Annotated in this window: 22 protein-coding genes and 1 pseudogene; 14 read left to right on the top strand and 9 right to left on the bottom strand. The window is 34.6% G+C overall.

Translation table 11 applies throughout. The features are described 5' to 3' along the window. The first annotated feature begins 11 nt into the window (after positions 1-11). Positions 12-1,571: a flotillin lipid rafts scaffold protein FloT gene (gene floT / locus KFD70_RS19285; protein ID WP_336452893.1), complete on the top strand. Its 1,560-nt coding sequence runs from the start codon at positions 12-14 to the stop codon at positions 1,569-1,571. A 38-nt stretch (positions 1,572-1,609) separates the two neighbouring features. Here floT and KFD70_RS19280 read toward each other — a convergent pair whose 3' ends face one another. Beyond that, complete coding sequence (locus KFD70_RS19280) at positions 1,610-2,404, bottom strand: EcsC family protein (protein WP_336452894.1); 795 nt, start codon at positions 2,402-2,404, stop codon at positions 1,610-1,612. Between the two features lie 251 nt (positions 2,405-2,655). Here KFD70_RS19280 and KFD70_RS19275 point away from each other — a divergent pair, with 251 nt between their 5' ends. The 3 genes from KFD70_RS19275 (at position 2,656) to KFD70_RS19265 (ending at position 5,738) form a co-directional block, all read left to right on the top strand. After that, on the top strand, positions 2,656-3,345 hold the full coding sequence (locus KFD70_RS19275; RefSeq protein ID WP_431613289.1) for a DUF4274 domain-containing protein: 690 nt from the start codon (positions 2,656-2,658) through the stop codon (positions 3,343-3,345). Between the two features lie 69 nt (positions 3,346-3,414). After that, positions 3,415-5,046, top strand: a complete 1,632-nt coding sequence (locus KFD70_RS19270; protein WP_420792361.1) for an ATP-binding protein — start codon at positions 3,415-3,417, stop codon at positions 5,044-5,046. Beyond that, positions 5,046-5,738, top strand: coding sequence for a response regulator (locus tag KFD70_RS19265; protein ID WP_336452897.1), 693 nt, complete (start codon positions 5,046-5,048; stop codon positions 5,736-5,738). Before KFD70_RS19270 ends, KFD70_RS19265 begins: the two co-directional genes overlap by 1 nt. Positions 5,739-5,798: 60 nt before the next feature. Here the strand turns inward: KFD70_RS19265 and KFD70_RS19260 are convergent, their stop codons facing one another. Next, complete coding sequence (locus tag KFD70_RS19260; RefSeq protein ID WP_336452898.1) at positions 5,799-6,908, bottom strand: AbrB family transcriptional regulator; 1,110 nt, start codon at positions 6,906-6,908, stop codon at positions 5,799-5,801. A gap of 70 nt (positions 6,909-6,978) precedes the next feature. Further along, a complete protein-coding gene (locus tag KFD70_RS19255) occupies positions 6,979-8,283 on the bottom strand; it encodes a CitMHS family transporter (RefSeq protein WP_336452899.1) in 1,305 nt (434 codons plus the stop codon). Between the two features lie 255 nt (positions 8,284-8,538). On the opposite strand from KFD70_RS19255, the gene KFD70_RS19250 reads away from it, so the two are divergent. The 3 genes and pseudogenes from KFD70_RS19250 to KFD70_RS19240 all read left to right on the top strand — a co-directional run bounded on the left by KFD70_RS19250 (position 8,539) and on the right by KFD70_RS19240 (position 10,744). Beyond that, a complete protein-coding gene (locus tag KFD70_RS19250; protein WP_336452900.1) occupies positions 8,539-8,793 on the top strand; it encodes a hypothetical protein in 255 nt (84 codons plus the stop codon). 202 nt (positions 8,794-8,995) lie between these two features. Then, positions 8,996-9,940 carry an alpha/beta hydrolase family protein gene (locus KFD70_RS19245; protein ID WP_336452901.1) on the top strand — a complete coding sequence of 315 codons (945 nt, stop codon included), beginning with the start codon at positions 8,996-8,998 and terminating at the stop codon, positions 9,938-9,940. Beyond that, positions 9,913-10,744: pseudogene (locus KFD70_RS19240) on the top strand (ankyrin repeat domain-containing protein). The gene KFD70_RS19245 and the pseudogene KFD70_RS19240 overlap by 28 nt, the downstream one beginning before the upstream one ends. Before the next feature lie 50 nt (positions 10,745-10,794). On the opposite strand, the gene KFD70_RS19235 reads toward KFD70_RS19240, so the two are convergent. Genes KFD70_RS19235 through KFD70_RS19210 form a run of 6 tightly spaced genes read right to left on the bottom strand, consistent with a single transcriptional unit; the run spans position 10,795 to position 17,240 of the window. Continuing rightward, entirely contained in the window at positions 10,795-11,940 is a 1,146-nt protein-coding gene (locus KFD70_RS19235) for a hypothetical protein (protein WP_336452902.1), read from the bottom strand. After that, positions 11,937-13,274 carry a F390 synthetase-related protein gene (locus tag KFD70_RS19230; RefSeq protein WP_336452903.1) on the bottom strand — a complete coding sequence of 446 codons (1,338 nt, stop codon included), beginning with the start codon at positions 13,272-13,274 and terminating at the stop codon, positions 11,937-11,939. Before KFD70_RS19230 ends, KFD70_RS19235 begins: the two co-directional genes overlap by 4 nt. Next, the gene (locus KFD70_RS19225) at positions 13,267-14,118 is read right to left on the bottom strand and encodes an MBL fold metallo-hydrolase (RefSeq protein ID WP_336452904.1); all 852 of its coding nucleotides are present in this window, start codon (positions 14,116-14,118) and stop codon (positions 13,267-13,269) included. The genes KFD70_RS19230 and KFD70_RS19225 overlap by 8 nt, the downstream gene beginning before the upstream one ends. Continuing rightward, a complete protein-coding gene (locus KFD70_RS19220) occupies positions 14,115-15,101 on the bottom strand; it encodes an NAD-dependent epimerase/dehydratase family protein (RefSeq protein ID WP_336452905.1) in 987 nt (328 codons plus the stop codon). The genes KFD70_RS19225 and KFD70_RS19220 overlap by 4 nt, the downstream gene beginning before the upstream one ends. Further along, positions 15,098-16,261: an ATP-grasp domain-containing protein gene (locus KFD70_RS19215; RefSeq protein ID WP_431613288.1), complete on the bottom strand. Its 1,164-nt coding sequence runs from the start codon at positions 16,259-16,261 to the stop codon at positions 15,098-15,100. Before KFD70_RS19215 ends, KFD70_RS19220 begins: the two co-directional genes overlap by 4 nt. Further along, a complete protein-coding gene (locus KFD70_RS19210) occupies positions 16,251-17,240 on the bottom strand; it encodes a beta-ketoacyl-ACP synthase III (RefSeq protein WP_336452907.1) in 990 nt (329 codons plus the stop codon). Before KFD70_RS19210 ends, KFD70_RS19215 begins: the two co-directional genes overlap by 11 nt. Before the next feature lie 306 nt (positions 17,241-17,546). On the opposite strand from KFD70_RS19210, the gene KFD70_RS19205 reads away from it, so the two are divergent. From KFD70_RS19205 to KFD70_RS19175, 7 genes are all read left to right on the top strand, one after another. After that, a complete protein-coding gene (locus tag KFD70_RS19205; RefSeq protein WP_336452908.1) occupies positions 17,547-18,254 on the top strand; it encodes a metallophosphoesterase family protein in 708 nt (235 codons plus the stop codon). A 541-nt stretch (positions 18,255-18,795) separates the two neighbouring features. Further along, on the top strand, positions 18,796-19,467 hold the full coding sequence (locus KFD70_RS19200; RefSeq protein WP_336452909.1) for a response regulator transcription factor: 672 nt from the start codon (positions 18,796-18,798) through the stop codon (positions 19,465-19,467). Continuing rightward, positions 19,464-20,726 carry a sensor histidine kinase gene (locus KFD70_RS19195; protein WP_336452910.1) on the top strand — a complete coding sequence of 421 codons (1,263 nt, stop codon included), beginning with the start codon at positions 19,464-19,466 and terminating at the stop codon, positions 20,724-20,726. The genes KFD70_RS19200 and KFD70_RS19195 overlap by 4 nt, the downstream gene beginning before the upstream one ends. Positions 20,727-21,038: 312 nt before the next feature. Further along, the gene (locus KFD70_RS19190; protein WP_336453032.1) at positions 21,039-21,824 is read left to right on the top strand and encodes a transporter; all 786 of its coding nucleotides are present in this window, start codon (positions 21,039-21,041) and stop codon (positions 21,822-21,824) included. Between the two features lie 714 nt (positions 21,825-22,538). Beyond that, the gene (locus tag KFD70_RS19185; RefSeq protein ID WP_336452911.1) at positions 22,539-24,146 is read left to right on the top strand and encodes a sensor histidine kinase; all 1,608 of its coding nucleotides are present in this window, start codon (positions 22,539-22,541) and stop codon (positions 24,144-24,146) included. Then, positions 24,143-24,850, top strand: coding sequence for a response regulator (locus KFD70_RS19180; RefSeq protein WP_336452912.1), 708 nt, complete (start codon positions 24,143-24,145; stop codon positions 24,848-24,850). The genes KFD70_RS19185 and KFD70_RS19180 overlap by 4 nt, the downstream gene beginning before the upstream one ends. A gap of 122 nt (positions 24,851-24,972) precedes the next feature. After that, on the top strand, positions 24,973-26,319 hold the full coding sequence (locus KFD70_RS19175) for a 2-hydroxycarboxylate transporter family protein (RefSeq protein ID WP_336452913.1): 1,347 nt from the start codon (positions 24,973-24,975) through the stop codon (positions 26,317-26,319). Positions 26,320-26,331: the final 12 nt, after the last annotated feature.

Raw genomic sequence — 26,331 nt, 5'->3', positions numbered from 1 at the left:
GGGGAATTTGAATGATTCCATTAATTATCGGTGGCGTGCTACTAGCAATTTTACTTTTACTTATTTTGGTGTTTATTACAAAATACCGTACAGTTGGCCCAGATGAAGCATTGATTGTTACCGGGAACTGGCTTGGAAGCGGAAAGAACGTTGTTACAACAGATGATGGAAAGAAAATTAAAATTATTCGTGGCGGAGGTACTTTTGTAGTACCGATTATGCAACGAGCAGAACCTCTTAGTTTATTAAACTATAAACTAGAAGTTGGAACACGTGATACGTATACGAAGCAAGGGGTACCAGTTACGGTAAACGGTGTTTCCATTATTAAAGTAGGTTCAACAATTGAAGAAGTATCGACAGCAGCTGAACAATATTTAGGAAAAGAAACAGAAGAGTTAAAAGTGGAAGCGAAAGAGGTATTAGAAGGTCATTTACGTGCTATCTTGTCTTCGATGACAGTGGAGGATGCTTATAGTAATAGAGAGCAATTCGCCCAAAAGGTACATGAAGTCGCTTCAACAGATTTAAAGAAAATGGGTCTTCGAATTGTTTCGTTTACGATCAAAGAGATTATGGATAAAAATGGTTATTTAGATGCGCTTGGTCAGCCGCAAATTGCAACTGTAAAACGTGATGCACAAATAGCAAATGCAGAGCGTGAAAAAGAAGCACGTATTGAAAAAGCTCGCGCGGAAAAAGAAGCGAAAGAAGCTGAGTATCAACGTGATGCGCAAATTGCTGAAGCTGAAAAGCATAAAGAATTAAAGGTACAATCATATAAGAGAGAGCAAGAGCAAGCACGTGCAGATGCGGATCTTTCTTATGAATTACAACAAGCGAAAGCGCAACAAGGTGTTACAGAAGAGCAAATGCGAGTTAAAATCATTGAGCGTGAAAAACAAATTGAATTAGAAGAAAAAGAAATTGCGCGCCGTGAAAAACAATATGATGCGGAAGTAAAGAAAAAAGCAGATGCAGATCGTTATGCAGTTGAACAATCAGCGGAAGCGGAAAAAGTAAAACAAATGAAAAAAGCAGATGCAGATCAATATAAGATTGAAGCAGAAGCAAGGGCACGTGCAGAAGAAGTACGTGTAGAAGGTTTAGCAAAAGCTGAAATTGAAAAGGCACAAGGGGAAGCAAAAGCGGAAGTTCAAAAAGCACAAGGTACAGCAGAAGCGGATGTTATTAGGTTAAAAGGTTTAGCAGAAGCAGAAGCGAAGCAAAAAATTGCGGAAGCATTCGAATTATATGGGCAAGCGGCAATTATGGATATGGTTCTTAAAATGCTTCCAAGCTACGCAAAAGAAGTTGCAAGTCCACTTAGCAACATTGATAAAATTACTGTTGTTGATACAGGCGGCGGTGGAAAAAACAGCGGCGCTGGTAAAGTGGCAGGGTATGCGACTGATCTAATGGCAACGATGCAGGAGACATTGAAAGCCTCTTCTGGCATCGACTTGAAAGAACTATTAGAAGGATTTGCTGGGAAAGGTGCAGTGCAGCAAGCAGTGAGTGAGAAACCTGTTGTGCAAGTAGTGGAAGAAAAAGAGCAAAGTGAAAAGTAATGAAAGAAGGCCCCTTACAGTAGGGGCCTTTTGACATGCTATTTAGAATTGTATTTCATTTCTTCTAATCTATCTAACACCCTTCTTTTCTTATAAAGCATCTTACCTACTTCAGCAATTTCCTCAATTGTTTTTCGATTTAAATAAGCACCGAAAATCATTCCGGCAACAGGAATCATCTGAAAAAGTTTTTTCCAGCCGTAATTGTCACGATACACAGTAAACACTTCTCGCCATGATTTAACTTGTGACATACTGTCATCGTGATTGGCGCGAGAGTCAAAATGTTTTAATTCATGAAGAATTGTTTGTTTTCCTACAATATCAGATGAGGAAAATTGTAAGCATTTTACGATAAATAACCTCTCTTGCATATCTTCAGGATTATAACCGTAGCAAATGGAAATCTCTTGTAAAACATTTAGTGACATACTTAAAACAGCTGGAATATCAATTGCGAGGGTGAAAATACCACCAAATCCAGTTGTCGCTCCTTGGGCAGTTGCGACAGATTTTCTATTTTCAATGATTTTATCAACAATTGAATCCATCTCACTTAAAGGGAATTTTTGAACATCTGTTAAGGAAGCAGCATTTTCAAATTTCTCTATTGTTGTTTGTGGATGAATTAAATATTTACTTCCAGAATTGAGATATTGAATAAGCTCATCTAGTAAAAGATTAATTTTTTTATGAATAAACTTTGGCGTGAGCTTATCAAGAATAGCAAACGGAATTTTCCCCCACTTTTCAAAGAACCAAAGATCCTCCTGTTCCTTCTCCCATTGTTCAATCATTGCAATTTCTTTTAATAAAAGCTCCTTTGACTCCATTTTTTTACCCTACTTTCTTATAGACATATATGTTTATTTTACTTAACGGTTTTTAAATAATAAACAAAATTTAGTATATTTAGTTATAATGGATACATCATTTAAAAAAGACAATAGGTAAATTTCTTTTGAGAATGTATTGAAATCAATAATGTAATGCTTTATTTAAGAGAGCCTGTCTTATAGGGAAGTAGTCCTGTAATTCTTGTTGTTTTTTGTAAAAATATCGTAGTACGAAAGTGGTGAATGTATTGAACATATTGTTTGAAGCAATTAAAAACAAAAATCTCGATCAATTCATAGAGGCCATTCCGAGAGCTAATATAAATGAACAAGATCAGTTTGGAAGGACACCGTTGCATTATGTAATTGTCAAAAAAGCTCCTATTGAAATGTTTGAAAGATTACTAGCTGTTGGGGCAAAGACAACGATAAAAGACCGTTTACATGAGTCAGTATTTTCGAAAGCAATTAAATTTAGTAATAAACAGGCTGTGCAGTGCTTAATAAAAAATGGAGTAGAACTGAATCATCCAGCAGGGATAAAGAAAACAACTTGGTTTGCAGCAAGACATAATCCTGAAATAGCAGATTTATTATTAGAAACAAAAGGAGCGGTTCGACTGAGATTAACAGAAAGTGAACAGGAGATTATCGATGGTTGTTTATATGGAGAGGAAGTTGAAGCAGAAGCTTATTTTACTCAATTAAATACTCCTGAATTGTTACATGCGTTTGTATTAGATTTTAATTGGGATGCTGATTTACAGTCGATGAAAAGGGTATTACAAGATGCTAACTGTCAGGAAATAACTGCTATTGAAATGTTTGATTTGGTAGATGGGTATTATTGGATGAATCAGGAAAATAGCAGTGATGAGGAAAGTGAGTATGTAGATTTTGTACAACTTCTTTTAAGGAAATTTCCTAACATATTATAAGCTGCTGGAAGTATGTATTTCATAGGAAGGAAATACTTTCTTCACCTATGCTTCACAAAGTAATATGCAATGAAAGTTAGGGGAATCATTTTGAAGTTAAAAAAATTAAAATTAAAATTACAGCCAAGAATTACATTAACGATTGGTATACTTATTTTCTTTGTTATTGTTTTAACGAGTTTTCTTTTTTATTATATTGTATCTAAAACGGTGGAAGAGCAAATTGGCAAAAGAGCATTACACGTTGCGAAGACAGTCGCTGCCATACCTGAAATTCAAGAAGCATTTCAGAAGGAAGACCCATCTGCTATGATTCAACCAATTGTTGAGAAAATACGGATAGAAACAGATGCTGATTTTATCGTAGTGGGAAATAAAGATGGAATTCGTTATGCACATCCTTTACGTGAGAAAATCGGAAAAGAAATGGTTGGTGGGGATAACGAAGGGGTTTTAACGGATGGAAAATCATATATTTCTCAGGCAACCGGGACATTAGGGCCTTCTTTACGCGGGAAAGTGCCAATTCGTGATCAGACTAATCGTATTATCGGGGTTGTATCTGTTGGTTTTTCTATGGAGGATATTCATGAGGTGGCAGAAGCTTATGGTAAGAGAGTATTTTGGATTGCTCTTGTTGGATTGGTAATTGGGATATTGGGTTCTATATATTTAGCACGTAGTATAAAAAAATTAATGTTTGGCTTTGAACCAGAAGAGATTTCCTCTTTATATGAAGAGCATAGTGCTGTCATTCAATCTGTAAGGGAAGGAATTATGGTGATAGATAAAGAAGGTTGCATTCGTTTAGTCAATCAAGCGGCATATGAAATTCTTTCTCTTGAAAAACAGCAGAAGATCATTGGGGATTCTATTTTGAAAATTCTTCCGAACTCTTCGATACTAGAAGTGCTTCGAACTGGAGAAGAGCAATTTGATCGCTATTTAGATATAAGGGGACAAGCGGTTATTGTAAATCGATTACCTATTAAAGTGAACAATGAGGTAATTGGAGTTGTTTCTAGTTTTCGCTTAAAGTCAGAGATGGATCAGTTAACAGAAGAACTATCTCAAGCGAAACGTTATACAGAGGCGCTTCGGGCGCAGACACATGAGTATAACAATCTTTTGTATACGCTTTCAGGGCTGATCCAATTAGAGTCATATGATGAAGCGTTAGAGCTTATTCACAAAGAGACCGCTGTATATCAAGAGTTTGTTCAATTTATTATGAAACGTATACACAATCCGTGGTTAGGTGGAATTTTAATAGGATTTTATAATCGTGCTAGAGAATTGAAAATTGATTTTATTTTGGACCGTGAGAGTAGTTTACAAAGTTTAGGTTCGCATATTGATAGTAATCACATTGTCTCTATGTTAGGAAATTTAATCACCAATGCGTTTGAAGCAGTTGAATATAAGGAGGAGCATGAAAAGCAAGTTAGAATGTTTGTAACAGATATGGGAGGGGAATTTGTTATTGAAGTTGAAGATTCGGGTCGTGGGATTGATGATGAGGTAATTACATATATATTTGACAAAGGGTTTTCGACAAAAGAAGGAGAAAAGCGAGGTTACGGATTAGCAAAGGTAAAAGAGTTAGTTGAAGATTTAAAAGGGAGTATCGCGCTAGAAAAAGGGGATTTAGGTGGTGCACTGTTTATAGTTGCGTTGCCAAAGGAAAGAGGCGAATTGTAATGAACGAAGGGATTGAAGTACTAATTGTAGAAGATGATATTCGCATTGCAGAGATTCATCGTCGGTTTACTGAAAAGGTAGGAGGATTCAAGGTAATTGGAACTGCAACAACAGGAGAGCAAGCGAAAGAGTGGTTAGACCTTGTCTCACCACAACTTGTTTTATTGGATGTGTATTTACCTGATATGCAAGGAACGGAACTTGTGACATATATTCGGCGTAACCTACACGATACAGATATAATTATGATTACAGCGGCATCAGAAGTCGAAGTTGTCCGCCATGCATTGCGAGGTGGGGTAACGGATTATATTGTAAAGCCGCTTATGTTTGATCGATTTAAAAGAGGTTTAGAAAACTACCGAAAGAAGATACAACAATTACAGCAAAGTCAACAGTTATCATCAGAAGAAATTGAAAGTTTGTGGTTTAAGGAACGATTGGAAAATAATCAAAGCAGATATGCTCCAAAAGGTATTGATCCTTTAACATTATCAAAAATAAAAAAATACGTTTCTAAAGTAGGAAAAGAAGGAATTACAGCAGAGATGTTGGGCTTAGAAGCAGGGATAAGTCGATCAACAGCAAGGCGTTATTTAGAATATTTGATTTCTGAAAAGAGGATTTATGCGGAACTTATATATGGGAATGTGGGAAGACCAGAGCGAAGATATTTCCTAGTTTCTTCATAATTATGAGGTAGAAAAAAGTAGAGGTTCTTAGAGCCTCTACTTTTTTGTTCGAAGAAGTTGTTATCCTGTTTTATGAACATTAGATTTTTTACCATGCAAATATCCATAAAGGAATTTAAAGAAAATAGGAAGCAATCCAAGAATGGTAAGAACGCGTATTACTTGAACTGTGACTACAAATGTAGCATCTGTTTGTAAAATGATAGCGGTTGTTGTCATTTCTGCGATTCCGCCAGGTGCAAGAGCTAGTATAGAAGTAACTAGTGGAATATTTGTGACGGAAGAAACAAAGAATGCACACAATATAGAGATTCCAATCAGGCCAATAGAACTAAATAACCCTATTATGATTGTTTGTTTTACACCAATAAACATTTCTTTATTAAAACGACATCCAATGCTAGTTGCAATGAAAATTTGAGCTAAAACCATAGTCCATTGTGGCCACCAGGCTGTCGGACTATTACTAACATAGTGTGCAGATAAAGCTTGTATGAGTGCAACGCTTATCATGCTTCCGACAAGCCAAGGGGAAGGAAGTTTTAAAACTTTTCCGATTCGATAACCAATCCAAGCGATAAAAATTAAAAAGATTGTCCAAAATGGAGAGCTGGTAGGGGCGTTTTTTAGGTGAGATACAATTGGATTATGGGGAATCCAATAGACAGAAAGAAGCGGAATTGTACCAAGCACCAAAAAGACGCGAATTGTTTGAACAATACTAACTATTGCGGTATTCGCACCTATTTCTGAGGCGAGTGTAGGCATAACAGATAACCCGCCAGGAGTGGCGCTAAATAGGCTCGTAAATAAATCTACTTTCCCGAAACGCCATACAATCAAACCAGAACATAATGCAAGAGCAATGGAGCCAATAATCATCATCATAATGATTAGCCAGTATTGTTGAAACGTAACAAGAATATCAGTTGTTAATTTTTGTCCTAATTCAATACCAATGATACATTGACCAATATGTTGAAAGGAAAGAAGGATTTTTTCTTGGAGTGGTTGCTCTTCTAATGTTTGCATCCAGACTGGTTTGAAGTAAGCAAGGAGACCTGTAATACTTAGGGAACCAAGTAACCAACCAATTGACAAACCCGTTAAAGAAAGTAGGTAACCACCCAGGCTTGCGAATATTAATAATAAAAGATTGAATAATAGCATATTGTAGCCTTCTTTCTTATTTGTATTGACTGAAAAAACGAAACTCCTTTCAAAGAAGTTTCGTTACGGATTATATCGGAATAATGCCAGTAATAATACCAACAAGTAACATGACCAGTGTTGTTCCAACTGCCCATAGTAATGTAAAACGTTGATGTTCACCAAAATCAACTTTTGCCATTCCGACTAATAAATAAGTGGAAGCGACGAGTGGACTTAGTAAGTGAACAGGCTGTCCGAGTAACGAAGCACGTCCCATTTCAGCGGCGCTAACTCCGTAAGCAGCAGCGGCTTTTGTCAAAATAGGTAGTACACCGAAGTAAAACGCATCATTGGACATGAAAAATGTGAACGGCATACTTAGAAGAGCTGTAATAATTGGAAGTTGTGGTCCAAGTGCATCTGGTATGAGGGTAACTACACTTTGAGCCATCGCATCTACCATTTTTGTTCCAGATAGAATACCTGTGAAAACTCCAGCAGCGAATACGAGAGAAACAACTGCTAATACATTTCCAGCGTGAGAAGCAATACGTTCTTTCTGTTGTTCTAAGTTTGGATAGTTGATCATCACGGCAATAGCAAAAGCGACTGTAAATAAAACTGGTAACGGCATAACTTCTAGTATGAGACAAACGAGTAAGGCAACTGTTAGTAAAAAGTTAATCCAGAGTAGTTTAGGACGTTTATATGATACAGCTTCGACTGTTGCAGCTTGCTCATCGATTGTTTGCATTTTCTTTAAATATTGTACATCCATAATTCCTAAACGTTTTCTTTCTTTTTTTCCGAGATAGTAGGCAACAAAAACAACCCAAATTGCACCAGCAATCATTCCTGGAATAAGAGGTGTGAAGAGTTCGGATGCATCAAGTCCAAGTGCACTCATAACTCGAGCGGTTGGTCCTCCCCAAGGTGTAAGGTTTGTCACTCCTGCTCCTAACATAACAACCCCAGCTAATATAAGTGGGTTCATTCCAAGGCGTTTATAAAGTGGATACATGGCAGAAACTGTAATCATATATGTTGTTGTGCCGTCACCATCCAAAGAAACGATAATCGTTAGAATTGCTGTACCGACAACAATTTTTAAAGGATCGCCTTTTACAAATTTCAAGATTTTACTAATGACTGGATCAAATAAGCCACTATCAATCATAATTCCGAAATATAAAATGGCGAACATAAGCATAATACCAGTTGGTGCTAATTTCTTAATTCCATCTAACATCATTGGTCCTACATTTGCATAAAATCCCCCAATTAATGCAAATATTATAGGAATTAATATTAATGCAACTAACGCTGACATACGTTTTGTCATAATTAAAAACATAAAGACAAAAACCATTGCAAATCCGAGTATCGCTAACATGCAATCTCCCCCTCAAAAAATGATTACGCTTTCAAATTATGTTGAAAATTCAGAAAAAACTTTTTTGTTTATCATAAAGGATGAAATATGGATGGTAAATAATTAGAGAAATAACGTTATTAAACGCATAATTGTCATTTTGCTCATTTTGTTCATGAGTTTTATTTTGAATTTTTAAAAACATAATGTGTTTATTACAGGAGTGGTAGAATAGATGAGAAAATAGAGAAGCGTGAAGTAGGGAGTAGATTTTGAATGAAAGCGATGTTTGAAGAGATTTATAGTTCATATAATGGGAGAGTAGAAGAGATTTTCGTTGATGAATCCTCTTACGTATATGAATGGGAAAAATTGATGGCGATTCGAAAAAACGACGGAACACTGGAGAAAGTAGCAGTGGGAATTAGTGGTCATATACGATCTGTAAATATAGAGGTTGGTCAGGAAATTAATGCGGATACATTGTTACTTAAGTTAGAAGATGATTTGTTAATTACTGGATGTGAATAAAAAAAGATGTGTAGAAATTGCTACACATCTTTTTTTATTAGTAATAGTTCTTCATATATAATGTAAACAGTTGTTTAATCATTTTTAACAGCTGTTTACATTATATACTTGTTCTCATTTTTGATAATATAGGCATAGGATAGGAAAGAAGACCGATTTGAACTATATATTATTCCTGAAAAACAGTGAGGGGAGAATAAGCATGGGGAAAGAACTGTTTGTGACGATGGAATGTGCGTATACACTTCAAGGAACTTTAACACTCCCTACATATTATTCTGAATCGTATCCAGCTATTGTAATAATTGGTGGTACTGGAAAAGGAAATCGGGATGGAAATACAAGTTGTTTACAGTTAAACTTATATAAAGAATTAGCGGATTATTTTACCTCTTTAGGTTTTGCAGTACTTCGCTATGATAAACGTGGTACGCATAAAAGTAAGGGGAATTATTATAAATCAGGGGTGACAGACTTTATTGATGATGCGGTTTTATGGATTAGGTTTTTAAAGGATCACCCACAAATAGACCCAAAACGTGTTATTATTGCTGGGCATAGTGAAGGAGCTTTACTTGCACCAGCTGTCTACGTGAGAGAATCAGTTGCGGGATTAGTATTACTTGCTGGTGCAGCAGAACCATCTAAATTACTCTTGGAAAGACAAATAGATAAAGTTGTTAACGAGTTAGAAAATAAATCAGGATTCATTGGTTGGTTATCTAAAATGTTGAAGATTCCACAGCGTATGAAAAAGCAGAATGAAGTACTTACGCAAAAAATCCAAGATTCAACACAAGCTGTTATATGGATAAAAGGGACAAAAGTGAATGCAAAATGGTTAAGAGAACAGTTACAATATAATGTAGTTACATATTTAGAGCAAGTATCATGTCCTGTTTTAGCAATTACGGGAGATAGGGATATACAAGTGCCGCCTGAGCATGCTAAACTGATTGCTTCATATGTGAATGGCGAAGCAGAATGGCATATCATTCCGAACATGAACCATATTTTAAGAAATTATGAACATAAGCATACAATGATTCGATTAATGAAGGAATATAAGGGGCTTATGGATAAATGTATTGAAGAAGAGTTGTTACATGTGATGAAGGGATGGTTAAAAAAACATTATCTTTCATAGGAGCTGTAAGTTGTGAGGAAACAAAAGTTTTTATTATTTGTGTTAGTAGGGCTTTTCATTATGATAGTGGCTTGTGAGAAGCAAGAAGAGATTGAATCTAAGCCGGTTCAAGTGAAAAATGAAAACAAACAAGAGAAGACACATAAAGAGGAAGAAGAGAACAAAGAGAAAAAAAGTATGAATTTAATGGATAAGCAATTATTACTTTCTGCGACAATAGGTGATACAGAAACAGCTATGAAATTAATAAAAGATGGAGCAAATATAAATGTATCAGGGGATAAAGGAGAAACACCTGTAATGGCAGCAACGTATCATAATCACGTTGAGACAGTAAAAGCATTGATTGACGCAGGTGCAGATATTGAATTACAAGATAAAAATAAAGAAAATCCATTCCTTTATGCGAGCAAAGAGGGTTATGTTGATATTGTGAAGCTAACAATCGATGCAGGAACGAATATTAGAGAAATAAATCATCGCGGTGGAACAGCACTCATTCCGGCAGCTGAAAGAGGACATGTGGAAGTTGTAAAAGAGCTAGTGGATCGTACTGATATTGATGTGAATTATAGAAATGACCTTGGTTGGACAGCATTACTAGAAGCAATTGTTCTTGGTAATGGCAGTGAAAATCATAAACAAATTGTTCAGTTGCTTATTGATCATGGGGCAGATGTAAATATGGCCGATCGAGAAGGTGTTACTCCACTAGAGCATGCGGAGAAGCGAGGGTTTAAAGAAATGGCCAATATGTTAAGGGTAGCAGGAGCAAATGAAACTATCGAACAAGCTACAGAATAATATAGGTTATGAAAAAAGAGATAAGCGGAAATCTTATCTCTTTTTTATGTTTAAAATTGATGTTTTTTTGCCATCGGTTCTATACATGTATTTAATATCCAACTTAATACTTTCCATACTTTTTGTTGATTAGGTGGCAAATGAGCATGATATATATAGCTGTATTCAATCTGTTGTTTTGCACCACGATTTCGTTTGAACTCTCCAGCTCCAGCACTACAATGACAAATTAAATTTTTTTCAATAGAATCCATTGTAATAAGAAGGGAAAGAATGCGATATAAGCCTTGTTGCTGATCAGAGTTTGTATCATAGCCGAGTATAGGAGTGGTCATAACTCCATTTCTAATAAAATAAGCAATGACACCATCAATCGTTCCCTCTTTTTTAATAACTTTTATCTCCAATAAATGGTGCTGAAGCGCATTCCATAAATAAGCTGGTGTAAACATTGGATTATGATCGGAATATTTCTCAATGTATAGTTGATTGTATAACTCGGAAATCTCTAAAATATCTTCTTTTGTTAATCGTTCATTCGTAATCACTTCATAATTGCTTTTCTTTAATAATCTTTTATCATTTAATAAGTCTTTTCGTTCTTTTCGGTTCATTTCCTTATAGTGTTTTGGATCAAATAAGTATATGGAACGAGACATAATTTTATTGTAACCTACTGTAGATAATGCTTGTGTAATTTCAGGATATAATTCGCTATTTAAAGAACGGAATAAAATCGTATGCTCTGGAAATCTTTCAACAAGTAAATTCGTAATCCGTTCGATTTGTTGTTGATTTATAGAATGATAAAGATTTGTTGACAGCATCCAATTATTTACTACAATTACTTTATTAATATTCGTTCGTCGTAGCCAGCTTCCGATAAGATGAATCGGATAGGTTAGTAACTTCTCTAACCACGGTTTCTTTAATTCCCATAACTCTTCTAGAGCATAGGATATGTAATGTGTATAGGGGGAACATACATAGGAGTTTTCAAACTCCTCATTATTAACAGTAACTGGCAATATAAGATCATCAATTTCTAATAGAAATAGCTGTGTGTTAACATTTTCAATAAATGCTGTAATACCATTTTGTAAAAGCGGAAGGAAGCTGTCTCTTACATATGTTCCATCTCGTTTTGTAGTCCAGTCGATGCTGTGCAAGGAATGAATATCATGTAACGTAGTCATACACTCTCACCATGCTTTATAAGGCTTTCTATTCTTTTTAATTTTTTATCGTATAATTGAATATCATAATGTGAAAAGAAAAAATGTGGCACAACACATTTTTTAGTAGACCATAGTGTATGTAGCTCCTGTATTAAGCTAGATTTACATGATTTGAAATGTTCCGGTAGTACTTTAAGTTTAATCTCAATTTTGTCTGTGCTGTGCTGAATCACTTTAAATTCTTGAATTTCATTAGATGCTAACATAATTGCTCTTCGAATGAAATCAGGAAAAATAGATATTTCGTTTTTATCCAATTCACTTATCCCGATAAATATATCATCGCATCGACCATCAATTCGTTCTAAGGCTAAGAAGGGAGAACCGCAGGCGCACGCTGTTTTTTTCTCAATTAATATGTCATTGAGACGGTAGCGGATTATAGGCTGTGTCTTCCTCATGAAATCAGTAATAATGGGAACGAATATCCCTCTTTCTTGATCTAAGTATTCTTTTTCAATATGAACAAGATCTTCATTGATATGTAATGTACCATGTTTACATGTTGTAGCAAGAAAGCCTTCTGTGCATTGGTAAACTTGGTGTACTGTCTGTTGGAAAATTGTACTGATAAACTCCCTATCAATATCTTCAAGTACTTCTGCTACAGAGATAATTTTTTTGGGAAAAATCATAATAAGTTCTTCTTGTTGCCAATGAGCGATTTTTCGCAACATAGAAGGAGGTGCAATTAAAATAGATGGATTTACTTCATTTAGTCGAGCGATATGTTGATGAAACGAATCTAGTAAATCAAAAAAATGAAACGAAATTCGCTTATTATTTGTCGCTTCATATAAATTGCTGTTCGCTCGTAGGAAAAAAGCGATAGTGTGTTTATGCAGAATGCTAGAAGGAAGGACTTTACCGATAATAGAACCGGCCCACATCGTTTGTTCTTCCTCAGAAACGAGAAAAACTCCGCGATTTCCACTAGTTCCTGATGACAGCCCAACAGTTATATTACGAATAGTTGGAGAAAAATTTCGGGTCTTTTCCGCTTCAAATGCTACATGAAAGGCTTCTTTTTTTGAAATAGAAACTGTATTTAATGTATCAAAGTTCTCCATCATTACTTCTTTATTAATGATGGGGAGTGAAGCCAAGTCCCCGTTTTCAATTTCTTTTAAAAAAGGTGTATATAATTGACGATAGAAAGGTGACTGATCTATAACAAACAAAAGGTGCTTTGTTATTTTTTGCTTATGAAATTGTTCTAATTGCTCACGAGTTGAAAATCGTAAGCGATATTTTGTTTTCAAATATTGCTGGAGAATTTGGAATTTATTCATAGTACACCCCTGCTTTAATTTGATTCCATGTACGTTCGCAATGGGTTGGAAGAATTTCAATTTCCGGTGATATTTGCGATAAATGATGTAACTTTTCAATGTTGTGGCGATAAGATTTTGCATCTCCGGTTAAAAGCCTGACAATCTTACTTGGAAAGACAAGGTTTTCATACGTTTTACTGAGCCACACTGCATCTGCACAAAGAAAGATAATTTTATCACTATGTAAATGGACGAATAAACCAAATTGTCCAATTGCATGCCCCGTTAAATCAACAGCGAGTAATGAACCATCACCAAATACATCATATCCCTCTTCAAACTTTCCATATGTAGGAGGTAAGCTAAGTGATGGAGTTTTATCAATAAATGTCATCCGTTGTTCTAAATCAATTGGTAATGTATCTTTTAAGCAACCTTTTAATAGGGCACCAAACTTACTTCTCTTTTTAATATCTTCATAAGCTTTTGCAAAGGTTAATATTTTTGCTTTTGGAAAGTCGGGCAGTCCCGCTGTATGGTCACCATGAAAATGAGAAAGAATAATATACTTGATCTCTTCTGGTTGAATACCATCAAGAAGTAGTTGCTGTTTAATAGATTGCTCTTCTGTAAAGTGAACAGGAGTAAGTTTAGCATATACAGAGTAAGGAAATTTTCTTGTTGCTTCTATAAAGTGCTGGGCATAACCGGTATCAAACAAAATATAACCTAAGCTTGGATGTTGAAGTAATCCTACTGTAGCTGGAAAGGAAATTTGTTTCCAACTGCCTTTGGAATATGCAATTTTTTCAGGATGTGTACAATATCCTGTATCGTATAGCTTTAAAGATTTGATTTTCATTGTGTTTCCCACCATTCCACAAATTTTGTGATTCCGTCTTCTATGCTAATATTTGGGATATAGCCTAGTTCTCTTTGAGCTTTATCAATACTTAAAGTCTGGCTTTTTGAAAGTACACTAACAGTATATTTTGTGAGAATAGGTTCTTTTCCGAATAAAATGTTTTTTGAAATGCTTTCTAGTATCGCAGCAATTGTAAAAGCGGTTTTGTAGGAAATCTTTTTATATTGGACCTCCTTACCAAGGCGTTTCATTACATTTTCAATGACTTCATATAAATTTACACGTTCCCCATTTGTTATATTGTATTTTTGGCCTAATGTATGTTTAGGTGAATGCATACAAAGAAGCAGGGAATCTACAACATTCTCGACATATGTAATATCGACAAGTACATCTTCTGTACCGATTCTTGGTAGGGCGCCTTTTTCACATACTTTAATAAGGCGTGGAAGAATAGCGTTATCTCCTGGACCAAATAAAGCACGTGGGCGTATCGTGATAACTGGTAAACCATGATTGAACGCTTGATCAATAGCTTGTTCGGCCATATATTTTGTTTTTGCATAATGGTTTACAAATGTATCAGGAAGCTTTGCGTTTTCTACTACATCTTGCCGTTCATCATAATAGAAATAAATACTCGGTGTTGATACATGGATAAGGCGTTTTATACCAGACTTTTGACTTCCTTCAATAATATGCTTTGTTCCTAACACATTTGCATTGTAAAAATCTTTATATTTGCCCCAAGGAGAAGAAAGGGCTCCACTATGAAAGATATAATCTTTGTCTTTACAAACTTGTAGAACACGATGTCTATCTTCAAGAGGACAATGTACAAATTCAATTCCATTTTGTTCTAATAATTTGCCGATTGTTTTATTTCTCCCGGTTGCTGTTACTTCATAGCCCATATTCGCTAATCGAAAAGCAAGTTTTTGTCCTAGAAAACCAGTTCCACCAGTTACTAGCATTTTCATAAATTTTCACCGTCCCATGATATGTCATATGTTGTTTGCTCCAAAATAGTCCGTTTATGTTTATTACTTTCACGCCATAATTTATACATGCTATAAAACTGATAAAAAAATGGTTTCCAATCAGAGTGACCATAAATGATATCTGGATAGGAACATAGAACTTTCAGCCAGCGCTTACGTGTTTGTTTATTTTTTAAGTAAGGAGGTCCATATAAAAGCATTGCTAATCGAATTGCACACTCAGAATTTGGTTTAGGAATTAGCATATGGTTCACTTTTGTATCAAAAAAAGCTGATAATATTTCCTCATCGAATAAATGTAACCCACTTGTAGTACGTGGATTACATTCAATCGGAATAACATCTCCGTCCTCTGTAAGGATAAAATCAAAGGCAATTTGCCCAGAGAAATTGAGCTCCTTTACGATATGCCCAACAAACTCGTCAATTTTTGGGAGATTAATATGCTCAAACGCAATGGTAGCGCCTAAACCTGCTGTGAATTCTGTTTTGTAGACAGAATGTGCTAACACTTTCCCTGATTTTACAATACTGTAGGAGCAATGCTGTGTTCCTTTTATAAACTCTTGCATAATATAATTTTGTTTATCTATCGTAATTCCTTTTACCACATCTTCTTTTGTAATAAACGCTACTTTATCAGAAAAACGCGAGAAAATAGGTTTTAGTACAAAAGGAGTGGATGTTGATGTTCGCTGAATCATTGCCAGTATGGATTGCTCGTTGTTTGTTCTATATGTTGCAGGAACTCGCCAACCTAATTTCGTTACGAACTGAATAAACTCCCACTTATTATGAAGTAATGAAAGTTTGTGAAATTCGTCTACTAATACATGACAAAATCGGCTTAATTTCTCTTTATACCTAGATATATAAAATACTTCTTCACAAGTAGGGATAAGTAAATCGACATCATGTTTTTGGATAATTGATTGCAGTGCATCGATACTTTCAATTGTGTTCCATTTTGGAGAAGGAATTTCATAAAAATAATCAGTGCTCGTTGAAACTTTGCTTAATGGATAAGGAGTACTATCTGCAATAATGACGGTATGGCCACTTTTCTTGAGCAGTCTACATAAATGTAATGCTGCTGGTGCGCGTGCCCCTGTAATTAATACCTTTTTCTTAGTACTCAAGAAGAATGCCTCCAATAGAAAGTCCTGCAGAAGTACCCAGTAATAATACTTTATTTCCGCGTTGCACTTTCTTTTGTTTCATTGCTTCGAAAAGAGCGACTGGAATAGATGCAGAAATCATATTCCCGTAGTCTTCAAAAATAGTCATAAAGCGATCCTCATCGACCCCTAATTTTTTACGAATCAGTTTCATAGCTGGACCACTTGCTTGATGAGGAACAATTAAATCAATATCATCTAGGGAATAACCAGTATGCATAAGTAGTTTTTCGATAAAACCTAACATATATTTAGAAGACAATTTGAAAATAGCTCTGCCATTCATATCGAACAAGAAGTCTTCTTTTCGTTCTTTGCTATATTCCCTAGGATGAATCATCGTTCCACCGCCACGAATTTCTGATAGATGGGCACCAGAGCTATATGTTTCCATATGGGAAGCTATAATAGAAGAAGTGTGATCACTTTTTGTTACCACAACAGCAGCTGCGCCATCACCGAATAAAATGCTACTTTCGTTTTGTCCCCAATTTAATCCTACAGAAGAAATTTCAGAAGAAATGATAACAACGTTTTTGTATCTCCCGCATTCAATTGCGTAAGAAATTGTATCAAGTGCTGTTACGAAACTTAAACATGTTGAGTTGATATCAAAACATGGAATACCAGAATGCTGTAGTCCAAGTTGTTCTTGAATAAGTGATGCAGTAGAAGGGATTGCCTGCTGGATTGTGCCACTTCCGCAGATGATACAATCTATATCTTTCCATGTTAGGTTAGCATCTGCTACAGCTTTTTTTGCAGCTTCAGCTCCCATATAAGAAGAGGTTTCATCATCAACAAAGTATCGTGTTTTTACCCCAGCTTTTTTTAATGTCCAGCCTTCTGGAGCACCTAACATACGATCTATTTCAAAAGAATCTACTTTTCGTTTTGGAACATATACACCAATACCTTTTATTTTAATATATCTTTTCATCCCATATCGCCTCTTAATCTTTTTGTAAATTTATCAAATTCTATTATATATATTATTATAGAAAAAATATGGAAAAAAGTTTTTTTGTGAAATTTAGTATTTTTATAAATTATTTTTATTTCATTTGTATCGTTGTAAAAAAGGCATCACTAAATTTATCCAGCTATTTGAGGGCTAATAATCAGTGGAGGATGAAGAAAACCCCGCTGATTTATTTTATGAATAAGGTTTCGGAATTGTAATCTGAAAATTTAGATATAACTAGTTATAATATGGAGTAAATCACTCTAGAAAGAAGGGAAATAGATGAAGCGAATTCTTGTGATAAGTGATATTCATGGAGAGATAGAGAAGTTTGAAAAGCTGTTAGTAGAGGCAAAATACAATGCGAAAGAGGATCAGTTAATTTTAATGGGGGATTATGTGGATCGTGGGTCAAGTGCAAAGGCTGTACTTGAAAAAGTGATGCAATTAAAAGACGAAGGTGCTTTTGTTTTAAAAGGGAATCATGAAGATATGATGATTAAAGCATTAACGACTAACGAAGAAAGATCATGGAATCATTGGGTGAAGAGAAATGGCGGGGATAAAACGTTATATAGCTATGGTTTTTCAGAGAGCGATATTGCTGTAAATAAAGAGGTATTTGAAAAAACAGTTTTAAAGTCTGGTATATTAGAAAATCATTTAAAGTTTATACAAGAACTAGATCATTATATCGAAACAGAAGATTACATATTTGTTCACGCAGGTGTAGAACCAACAAAAACAGTTGCTGAATCTGAACCATACACGTTAATGTGGATACGGAATGAGTTTCATCATGGATATAATGGTGAAAAAACTGTTGTTTTTGGACATACAGTAACCAACACACTCCATGGCGACGAGGAGAATTGTAATGTGTATTTTGGAAGAAATCGAATTATCGGAATCGATGGGGGAGCCGTATATGGTGGTCAGTTAAACTGTTTAGAATTACCAAGTCAAAATGTATATGTGGTGAAAGAATAATATAAAAAGAGATAAGGGATCAAAACAAAGATCAAAACTTATCTCTTTTTATGAGTTTACATAATTTGTAAAATCATTACCGCGATTCATTATTGATTTAACTCCATTGCAACTTGTTTCCCATTTACGAAAACCTCTACCACCGCTACCACAACTTCAATCATTTTTTCATCTCTTATCTCTCCTTTGTTTGTTGTCTCATTTCTTACTGTAAGTATAGCGGGCAGCAAGTATTGTAACTATCGAATTAGGTAACATAAGGATTACAGTGTTGTAAGGGTACAATTTTTCTGTTTTTAAAGCTTTTTATTAAGGGGAAGTTAAGAAATAAATTTCATAATAAATCCTATATGCAGAACGTTAGATAGTGGAATAAGTGTGGAATTTATTAAGGCTATGATTACGTATGGTTTAGTAAGCAAGTCGAATTGTTTGTACACAAGACGGACAAGTATGTCGAAGGCTCTTTTTTTGTTATGATGAAAATGAATATAGGTGAATAGAAAAGATTTTTATGTTGGATGAAAGGTGAGAAAGTGGTATGCGCTTATTAGTTGTAGAAGATAATGCACCTTTATTAGAATCAATTACACAAATTTTATGTGATGAGTTTGAAGTTGATACAGCAATGAATGGAGAAGACGGCTTATTTTTGGCACTGCAAAATATTTATGATGCAATTCTTCTTGATGTCATGATGCCAGAAATGGATGGATTTGAAGTAATTCAAAGAATACGGAATGAGAAGATTGAAACTCCTGTTTTATTTTTGACTGCTAAAGATTCTTTGGAGGATCGTGTGAAAGGCTTAGATTTTGGGGGAGATGATTATTTAATAAAACCATTTCAAGCCCCTGAGTTAAAAGCAAGAATTCGTGCTTTATTAAGAAGAAGTGGTAGTTTAACAACAAAGCAAACTATTACTTACCGTGGGATCGAGTTGTTTGGAAAGGATAAGGATATTCAGGTGAATGGGGAAGCGATTAAATTAACATTAAAGCAATATGAACTTTTAGAGTATCTCGTTCAAAATAGTAGAAAGATTTTAATGCGTGAACAAATTTTTGACCGTATTTGGGGCTTTGATTCAGATACAACGGTAGCAATTGTTGAAGTGTATATTCATCATTTACGAAAAAAATTAGAGCCATTTGGTTATCAAAAAGATATTCAAACCGTTCGCGGGATTGGATATATGTTAAAAGAGCTATGAAGAGGAGAAGTATGTTTCAAAAAACACGCATTCGCCTTACAATATTAAATTCATTGGTGTTTATTATATTAATTGGAGTTCTAGGGAGTATTATCTATGGTTATACATATAATCGTATCTATAGTGGAGTAGATACTTCACTAGAAATGTTTAAAGCAAAAGAAAAGAAACATTCTAAGTCTAACCCAAAAGGATCAGTAAAGGATATTCGTATTGGAGATCCAAGGATTACTGTACTGTTATGGCATGGAAAAAAAGTAGCCCTAATAGATAAGAATCCTAAATTTGTTGATCCTACTTTTGAAGAAAATACTTTAGCTTTTTTTCCGGAAAAATTGGAGGGATTTCAGGATATTGAAATAAAAGGGAAGAGTTTCCGAGCATTGGCTTTTCAGCGTAATACTGAATTTGGAGAAATGACGGTTCAATTTGTACGTGATACAACTGCAGAAAGAGATATGTTGCATACGTTATCACTAATTCTGATAGTGGGGTGTAGTGTAGGAAGTTTATGTGCAATTGGAATGGGATTTTTCTTAGCTGGAAGAGCTCTTGTACCAATTCGAAATTCTTGGGAAAAGCAGCAACAGTTTGTTTCCGATGCATCTCATGAGTTAAGAACGCCACTAGCTGTCATTCAATCTAAAACAGATGTATTGTTTCAGTCTCCTTCCGCCACGATAGAGGAAAAGGTAATGGATATTTCTACAATTTCAAAGGAGTGTAGAAGGTTATCAAAGCTTGTTGCTAATTTATTACTATTAGCTCGTTCGGATTCGAATCAAATTGAAATGGATAAAAAGGAATTTGCATTAGACGAATTATTAACAGAAGTAGTAGAGCCTTATACGGAAATTGCTGCGTATCAAGAGAAAAAGATGACACTAGAAATAGAATCTCAAGTATCTTTTATTGGTGATAGAGAACGAATTCATCAAATGGTTGTAATTTTATTAGACAATGCAATGAAATATACTGATGTTGGTGGAACAATTCAAGTATCATGTACGCAAACAAATCATTCCATTATGATTCAGGTGAAAGATAATGGAATTGGAATAAAAGAAGAAGAGATTCCAAAGTTATTTGATCGTTTTTATCAAGGAGATAAAGCAAGAACGAAATCAGAAGGTGCAGGATTAGGGCTTTCAATTGCTAACTGGATTGTAGAGAAACATTACGGGAGAATAAAAGTAGAGAGTAAAATGAATGAAGGTTCTTGTTTTGAAGTAACTTTACCAAAAAATCAAAGAGTATAAAGAAATTAGAGGCGATCTTGTTTTTACAAGGTCGTCTTTTTTTAAGGGAAAGTTAAGAAATGTTTTTCATAATAGATTCTATACAGAATCAAAAGGACAAAAGAAAGAAAAAGTAATCACTTTATATTTTATTTAAGAATAGCTAAATCGTTATATTCATGGATGATTTTAATAGGAACCGAATAGAGCATATTTTTCACGATAATATGGAAAAAATGGAAGAGGAAGCGTCAAAAAAAATAAAGAGTAAGAAACATAAAGGGGAGATGAAATTTGGAAAAGAAAAAGATAGCATCATTATTTGTTATTGGAATGTTGAGCTTAAGTGTAATGGGAGGGGCATCCTCTTCTACGATGTCAAAAGGAAAAATTGATTTTGCTCAGCGCAGTAAAGAACAACTTAATGATGGGAACATGCATGCGGCACAGACAGAGGAAAAAGCAAGAAAACTAGGAATTGAAACAGATGGTAAAGAGCAAATTACGTTAGAAAAAGAAATTCATGAAACAGAAGTTGATCAAGAGGCGAAGCAGCTAGGGATTTCTACTGAGGGAAAAGATGTAGGGACTCTTTCAGAAGAAATCTATGAAACAAAAGTAAAACAAGAAGCAGTGAATCTAGGAATAAAAATAGATCATGCATCTATTGTGGATTTAATAAAGCAAATTAATACAATTAAAATCAATGATGAAGCAGATAAACTAGGGGTTTCAACGGAGGGAAAAGAAATAGATGAGATTGCGGCCGAGATTTATGGAACGAAAGTAAAAGAGGCAGCGGAAAAATTAGGTGTTTCTCAAAAAGGGAGAGATATAGAAGATTTGGCACAAGAAGTATATGAGAAGAAAATTCAGGAGGAAGCCAAAAAACTGCATATTGATTTATATGGTAAAGATATTTACCAAGTGCTAAGAGAAATAAATGAACAGAAAGTCATACAAATTGCAGAGGAGCTTGGTATAGATAGTGCAAATTCAAATATCCAACAGTTGAAAGAGAAAATAAAAAAAGAACAGCCTGAAAAGGGAAATGAACTTGTCTTTTTACCTATGGTTCAAACAGATGCGGATGCATTTTATTCGTATTTAACGAAGTGAAAAGGGCCGTGAAGATAAGAGAATGATGCGAAATTGGAAGTTGTATATATGTTTGATTGATTGTATTAGCGATATGTATCTGTAGTGTGTATATGAAAAGGAGCGACATAATTCCTGTTACTAACCATGTAGAAAATGTAAAAAGAATTGTCTCAAACAAATGTATCCAAGAGGAAAGCGGTAAGAATCAGCTTGTCGTTCCAATGTGCAACGTTCAAATTGAACTAGGGCTGAAATTACATTTATATATCGAGTAATATAATAAGAGGAATTCAGCAGATGCTGAGTTCCTCTTATAAGGGAGATAAGGGATCAAAACAACGATGAAGCCTTATCTTTTTTTATGCGATGATACAATTCATAATGAATGTTCCTCTTTTCATTATTTGTTCAACTCCATCGCAACTTGTTTTCCGTTTACGAAAACTTCTACTACTGCCACTACAACTTCCATCACTTTTTTCATCTCTCATCTCTCCTTGTTTGTTGTTTCATTTCTTACTTTTAGTATAAAAGAGATCATGTGATACAACTATCGAAGTAGATGACATAAGAATTACATTATTGTAAGAATAAAAAAGTGGATAGAAAATTTTGTGAGAGAATGAATGAAGGTAGATGTCCTTATTTTGTGAAATTGTTGTATTTCTAAAAAAGAATAAGTAAGATAGATTTCGCATGCAGTAAAGAAGAAATAAGGGAGACAATAAAGGGATGAGGAAAAGAAAAAAGCTGTTAAGTTTATGGAAAACGATTACATTGCTAGTGTGTACTGTTATTTTACTTTCTTTACTTGTAACAGATATTTTAATTAGTCATAATGTCGAACGCACGACTGAAGAAAGCCAAGCTGAAAAAGCAAAAACAATTGCGCGTATTGTAGCGAATTCACCACTTGTCATTGATGCTTTAGCAGGAAGAAAAGATATATCTGAAATTCAAATGTATACAAACCGATTATTAAAAAATACAGATGTACAATTTATTGTAGTCATGGATATGAATGGTATTCGAAAATCTCACCCTGATCCTCAAAAAATCGGTCATCATTTTGTAGGAGGGGATGAAGGGGTAGCTTTGAAAGGGAAAGAACATGTATCGATGGCAGAAGGAACATTGGGAATCTCTATGCGCGTGTTTGTACCTATTTTTTCTGAAACGAGAGAACAAATGGGAGTTGTAGCTGTCGGTATTTCAGCTGATAATGTATATGAGAGGGTAAAAGAGAGTAGACACATTATTTATATTGGTATCAGTGTTGGAATCTTAGTTGGAATTATAGGTGCTATTTTATTAGCTAGACATATTAAGAAAATTTTATTTAATCTTGAACCTAGCGAAATCGCAAAAATTTTAGAAGAACGGAATACGATGTTACAATCTGTTAAAGAAGGAATTATTGCTGTTGATAAAAATGCGAGAGTTACTTTAATTAATAACGAAGCGAAACGGTTATTTAAGAAAAGTGGTCTCGAAGAAGATTTTATTGGCAAAGATGTTGAGAAGTATATGCCTAACTCATGTATAAAGGAAGTGTTACAAACGGGGGAAGCACAATTGTATGAGGAACAAAATCTTTATGGAATTACCATTGTTACAAACAGAGTTCCTTTATATGTTAAAGGAGAAATTGTTGGTGCGATTGCAACATTTCGTGATAAAACAGAGATTAGGCAATTAGCAGAACAATTAATGGATATTCGACTTTATGCAGAAGCGCTTCGGGCGCAATCTCATGAGTTTATGAATAAGATGCATGTTGTATTAGGGCTTACACATATGAAGCATTATGAACAATTAGAGACCTACATTAGTAACATGGTCTCGGAGCATCAATATGAAATTGGTGGTGTGATGCGAAAAATAAAAAATCCTGTATTTGCAGGATTTATGCTTGGTAAACTTAGTTACGCAAGGGAAAAGAATATACAACTTATTGTAAGCGAAAATTCTTACTTACCAGAGCCATATGATGAACATATTATTCATGAACTCATTACAATTGTAGGAAATTTAATCGACAATGCATTAGATGCGGTAGTGAATTGTGAATATAAACGAGTAGATATTTCTATTCAATATCAGGATACGTTGATTATCACAGTTAAAGATACAGGAGTTGGAATTCAGCAAGAAGAAATTGACAAAGTATTTATCAAAGGGTATTCCACAAAAGGAGAGAATCGAGGGTATGGCTTGTATCTTGTAAAGGATAGTTTAAAGCGAATAAATGGAAACATGCAGGTCGAGTCATTATTAGGGAAGGGAACGACCATAACCATTGAAATACCATACAAAAGTAGGGATGAGATAGGAACATGATCAAAGTTTTGATTGTAGAAGATGATCCGATGGTAGCGATGTTAAATAAGCATTATTTGGAGCAGGTAGGAGGATTTGAACTTGTCCAGGCAGTTAATTCTGTGAAAGAAGCAGTAGATATACTAGAGAAAGTACATATAGATTTTATCTTGCTGGATATTTTTATGCCTGGTGATACAGGATTTGAATTGTTAATGCACATTCGGAATCAGAAAAAAGAAATTGATGTTATGATGATTTCAGCTGTGCATGATATGGGGAGTATAAAAAAAGCGCTGCAATATGGAGTTGTTGATTATTTAATTAAACCGTTTACATTTGAACGGTTTAAGGAAGCATTAACGGCATATCGTGAGAAATTTATGTTCATGAAAGAACAACAAAATATTAGTCAATCTGAATTAGATACATTGATTTTACAAAAAGAAAAAGTAGAAATTCATGCAAATAAGGAACTGCCAAAAGGGCTAACAAAGCAAACATTACAGTTAATTTGGAAGCAAATAGAATTACTTCATGGACAAGTGTTTACAACAGATGAAATGGCGCAATTAGTTGGAATTTCAAGGGTTTCTATTCGAAAGTACGTCATGTTTTTAACTGAAATAGGAGTTTTAGAAAATGAAATGGTCTATCAACATGTGGGGAGACCGGTAAGTAAATTACGATGTATCGATGAAAGTAAAATACGTTTTTATGTATAAGCGGCTTATGTAAGCCGCTTATACTTTTTTTAATTACAAAATTAGTTACAAAACTTACAAAAACTATTTTTATTATTGAAAGCGTTTTAATATTGTGAATAAGAATATAAGGGGGTGCCTATATGGGGATTCAAAAAGAAGTGGAAGCGGTATCATCCGTGAAAACAACAGAGATGGAACAAAAAACTTTTGTACAGAAAATTATGAATATTAAAATTGGTGTTATACCTTTACCGTTATATATCGTATTAGCAGCTATTATTTATGGAGCATCTGTATATAACAAATTACCTGCTGATATGATTGGTGGATTTGCAGTCATTATGATTATGGGGATTTTCTTAGGTGATATTGGAATGCGGATCCCGATTTTAAAAAATATTGGTGGACCAGCAATTCTCTCATTATTTATTCCATCATTACTTGTATTTTTTAATTGGATGAATCCAGCTTCAATGGAAGCTGCTACTACATTAATGAAAAAGTCGAACTTTTTATATTTATATATTTCTTGTTTAGTAGTCGGAAGTGTTTTAGGAATGAACCGTAAAGTGTTAGTACAAGGGTTTGTTCGTATGTTTATTCCATTAGTTGTAGGAACAATCGCTTCTATTGTAGTTGGATTATTAGTTGGATCATTATTTGGATTTGAAATGAAGCGAACGTTCTTCTTTATCATTGTACCGATTGTGAGCGGTGGTATCGGAGAAGGGATTTTACCACTTTCTTTAGCCTACAGTGATATTTTAAATGAATCTTCTGCGACATTTGTATCACAGCTAATTCCAGCAGCTATTATTGGAAATATGTTTGCGATTGTAAGTGCAGGATATATGAAACGTCTAGGTGAAAAAAGACCCGAGCTTAGTGGTAATGGTGTATTAGTAAAAACAGATAATCAAGCAGAGTTATTAAAAGAACAAAATACAGAAAAACCAATTGATTTCTCATTAATGGGAGCAGGTTTATTAATCGCATGTACATTCTTTATCTTTGGCGGATTTGCTTCTAAATTTATTGGTATTCCAGGGGCAATCATTATGATCTTCTCTGCAGCGATTGTGAAGTACTTTAAACTAATGCCGGCAAAAATGGAGCAAGGAGCATATCATTTATATAAATTTATTTCGAAAAACTTAACCTGGCCATTAATGGTTGGTTTAGGATTGTTATACATTCCATTAAAAGACGTAGCAGCTGTTCTTTCAGTTGGATATGTTGTTGTATGCGCGTCAGTAGTACTTACAATGATAGCGACTGGCTTTCTTGTTGGGAAAGTAATGAAAATGTACCCAGTTGAATCTGCGATTGTAACAGGATGCCATAGTGGATTAGGTGGAACTGGAGACGTTGCGATTTTATCAGCTTCAAATCGTATGGAATTGATGCCATTTGCGCAAATTTCTACGCGTTTGGGCGGAGCTGCAATGGTCGTAACAGCAACGATTTTGTTAAAAATGTTTTCTTAAATTACTTACTAT

Origin of the sequence: Bacillus pfraonensis (assembly GCF_050768835.1) — a bacterium.
In the GTDB taxonomy this organism is placed as follows: domain Bacteria; phylum Bacillota; class Bacilli; order Bacillales; family Bacillaceae_G; genus Bacillus_A; species Bacillus_A pfraonensis.
Note: the sequence above shows the minus strand (reverse complement) of the source record. Positions and strands in the feature narration are given on the sequence as shown.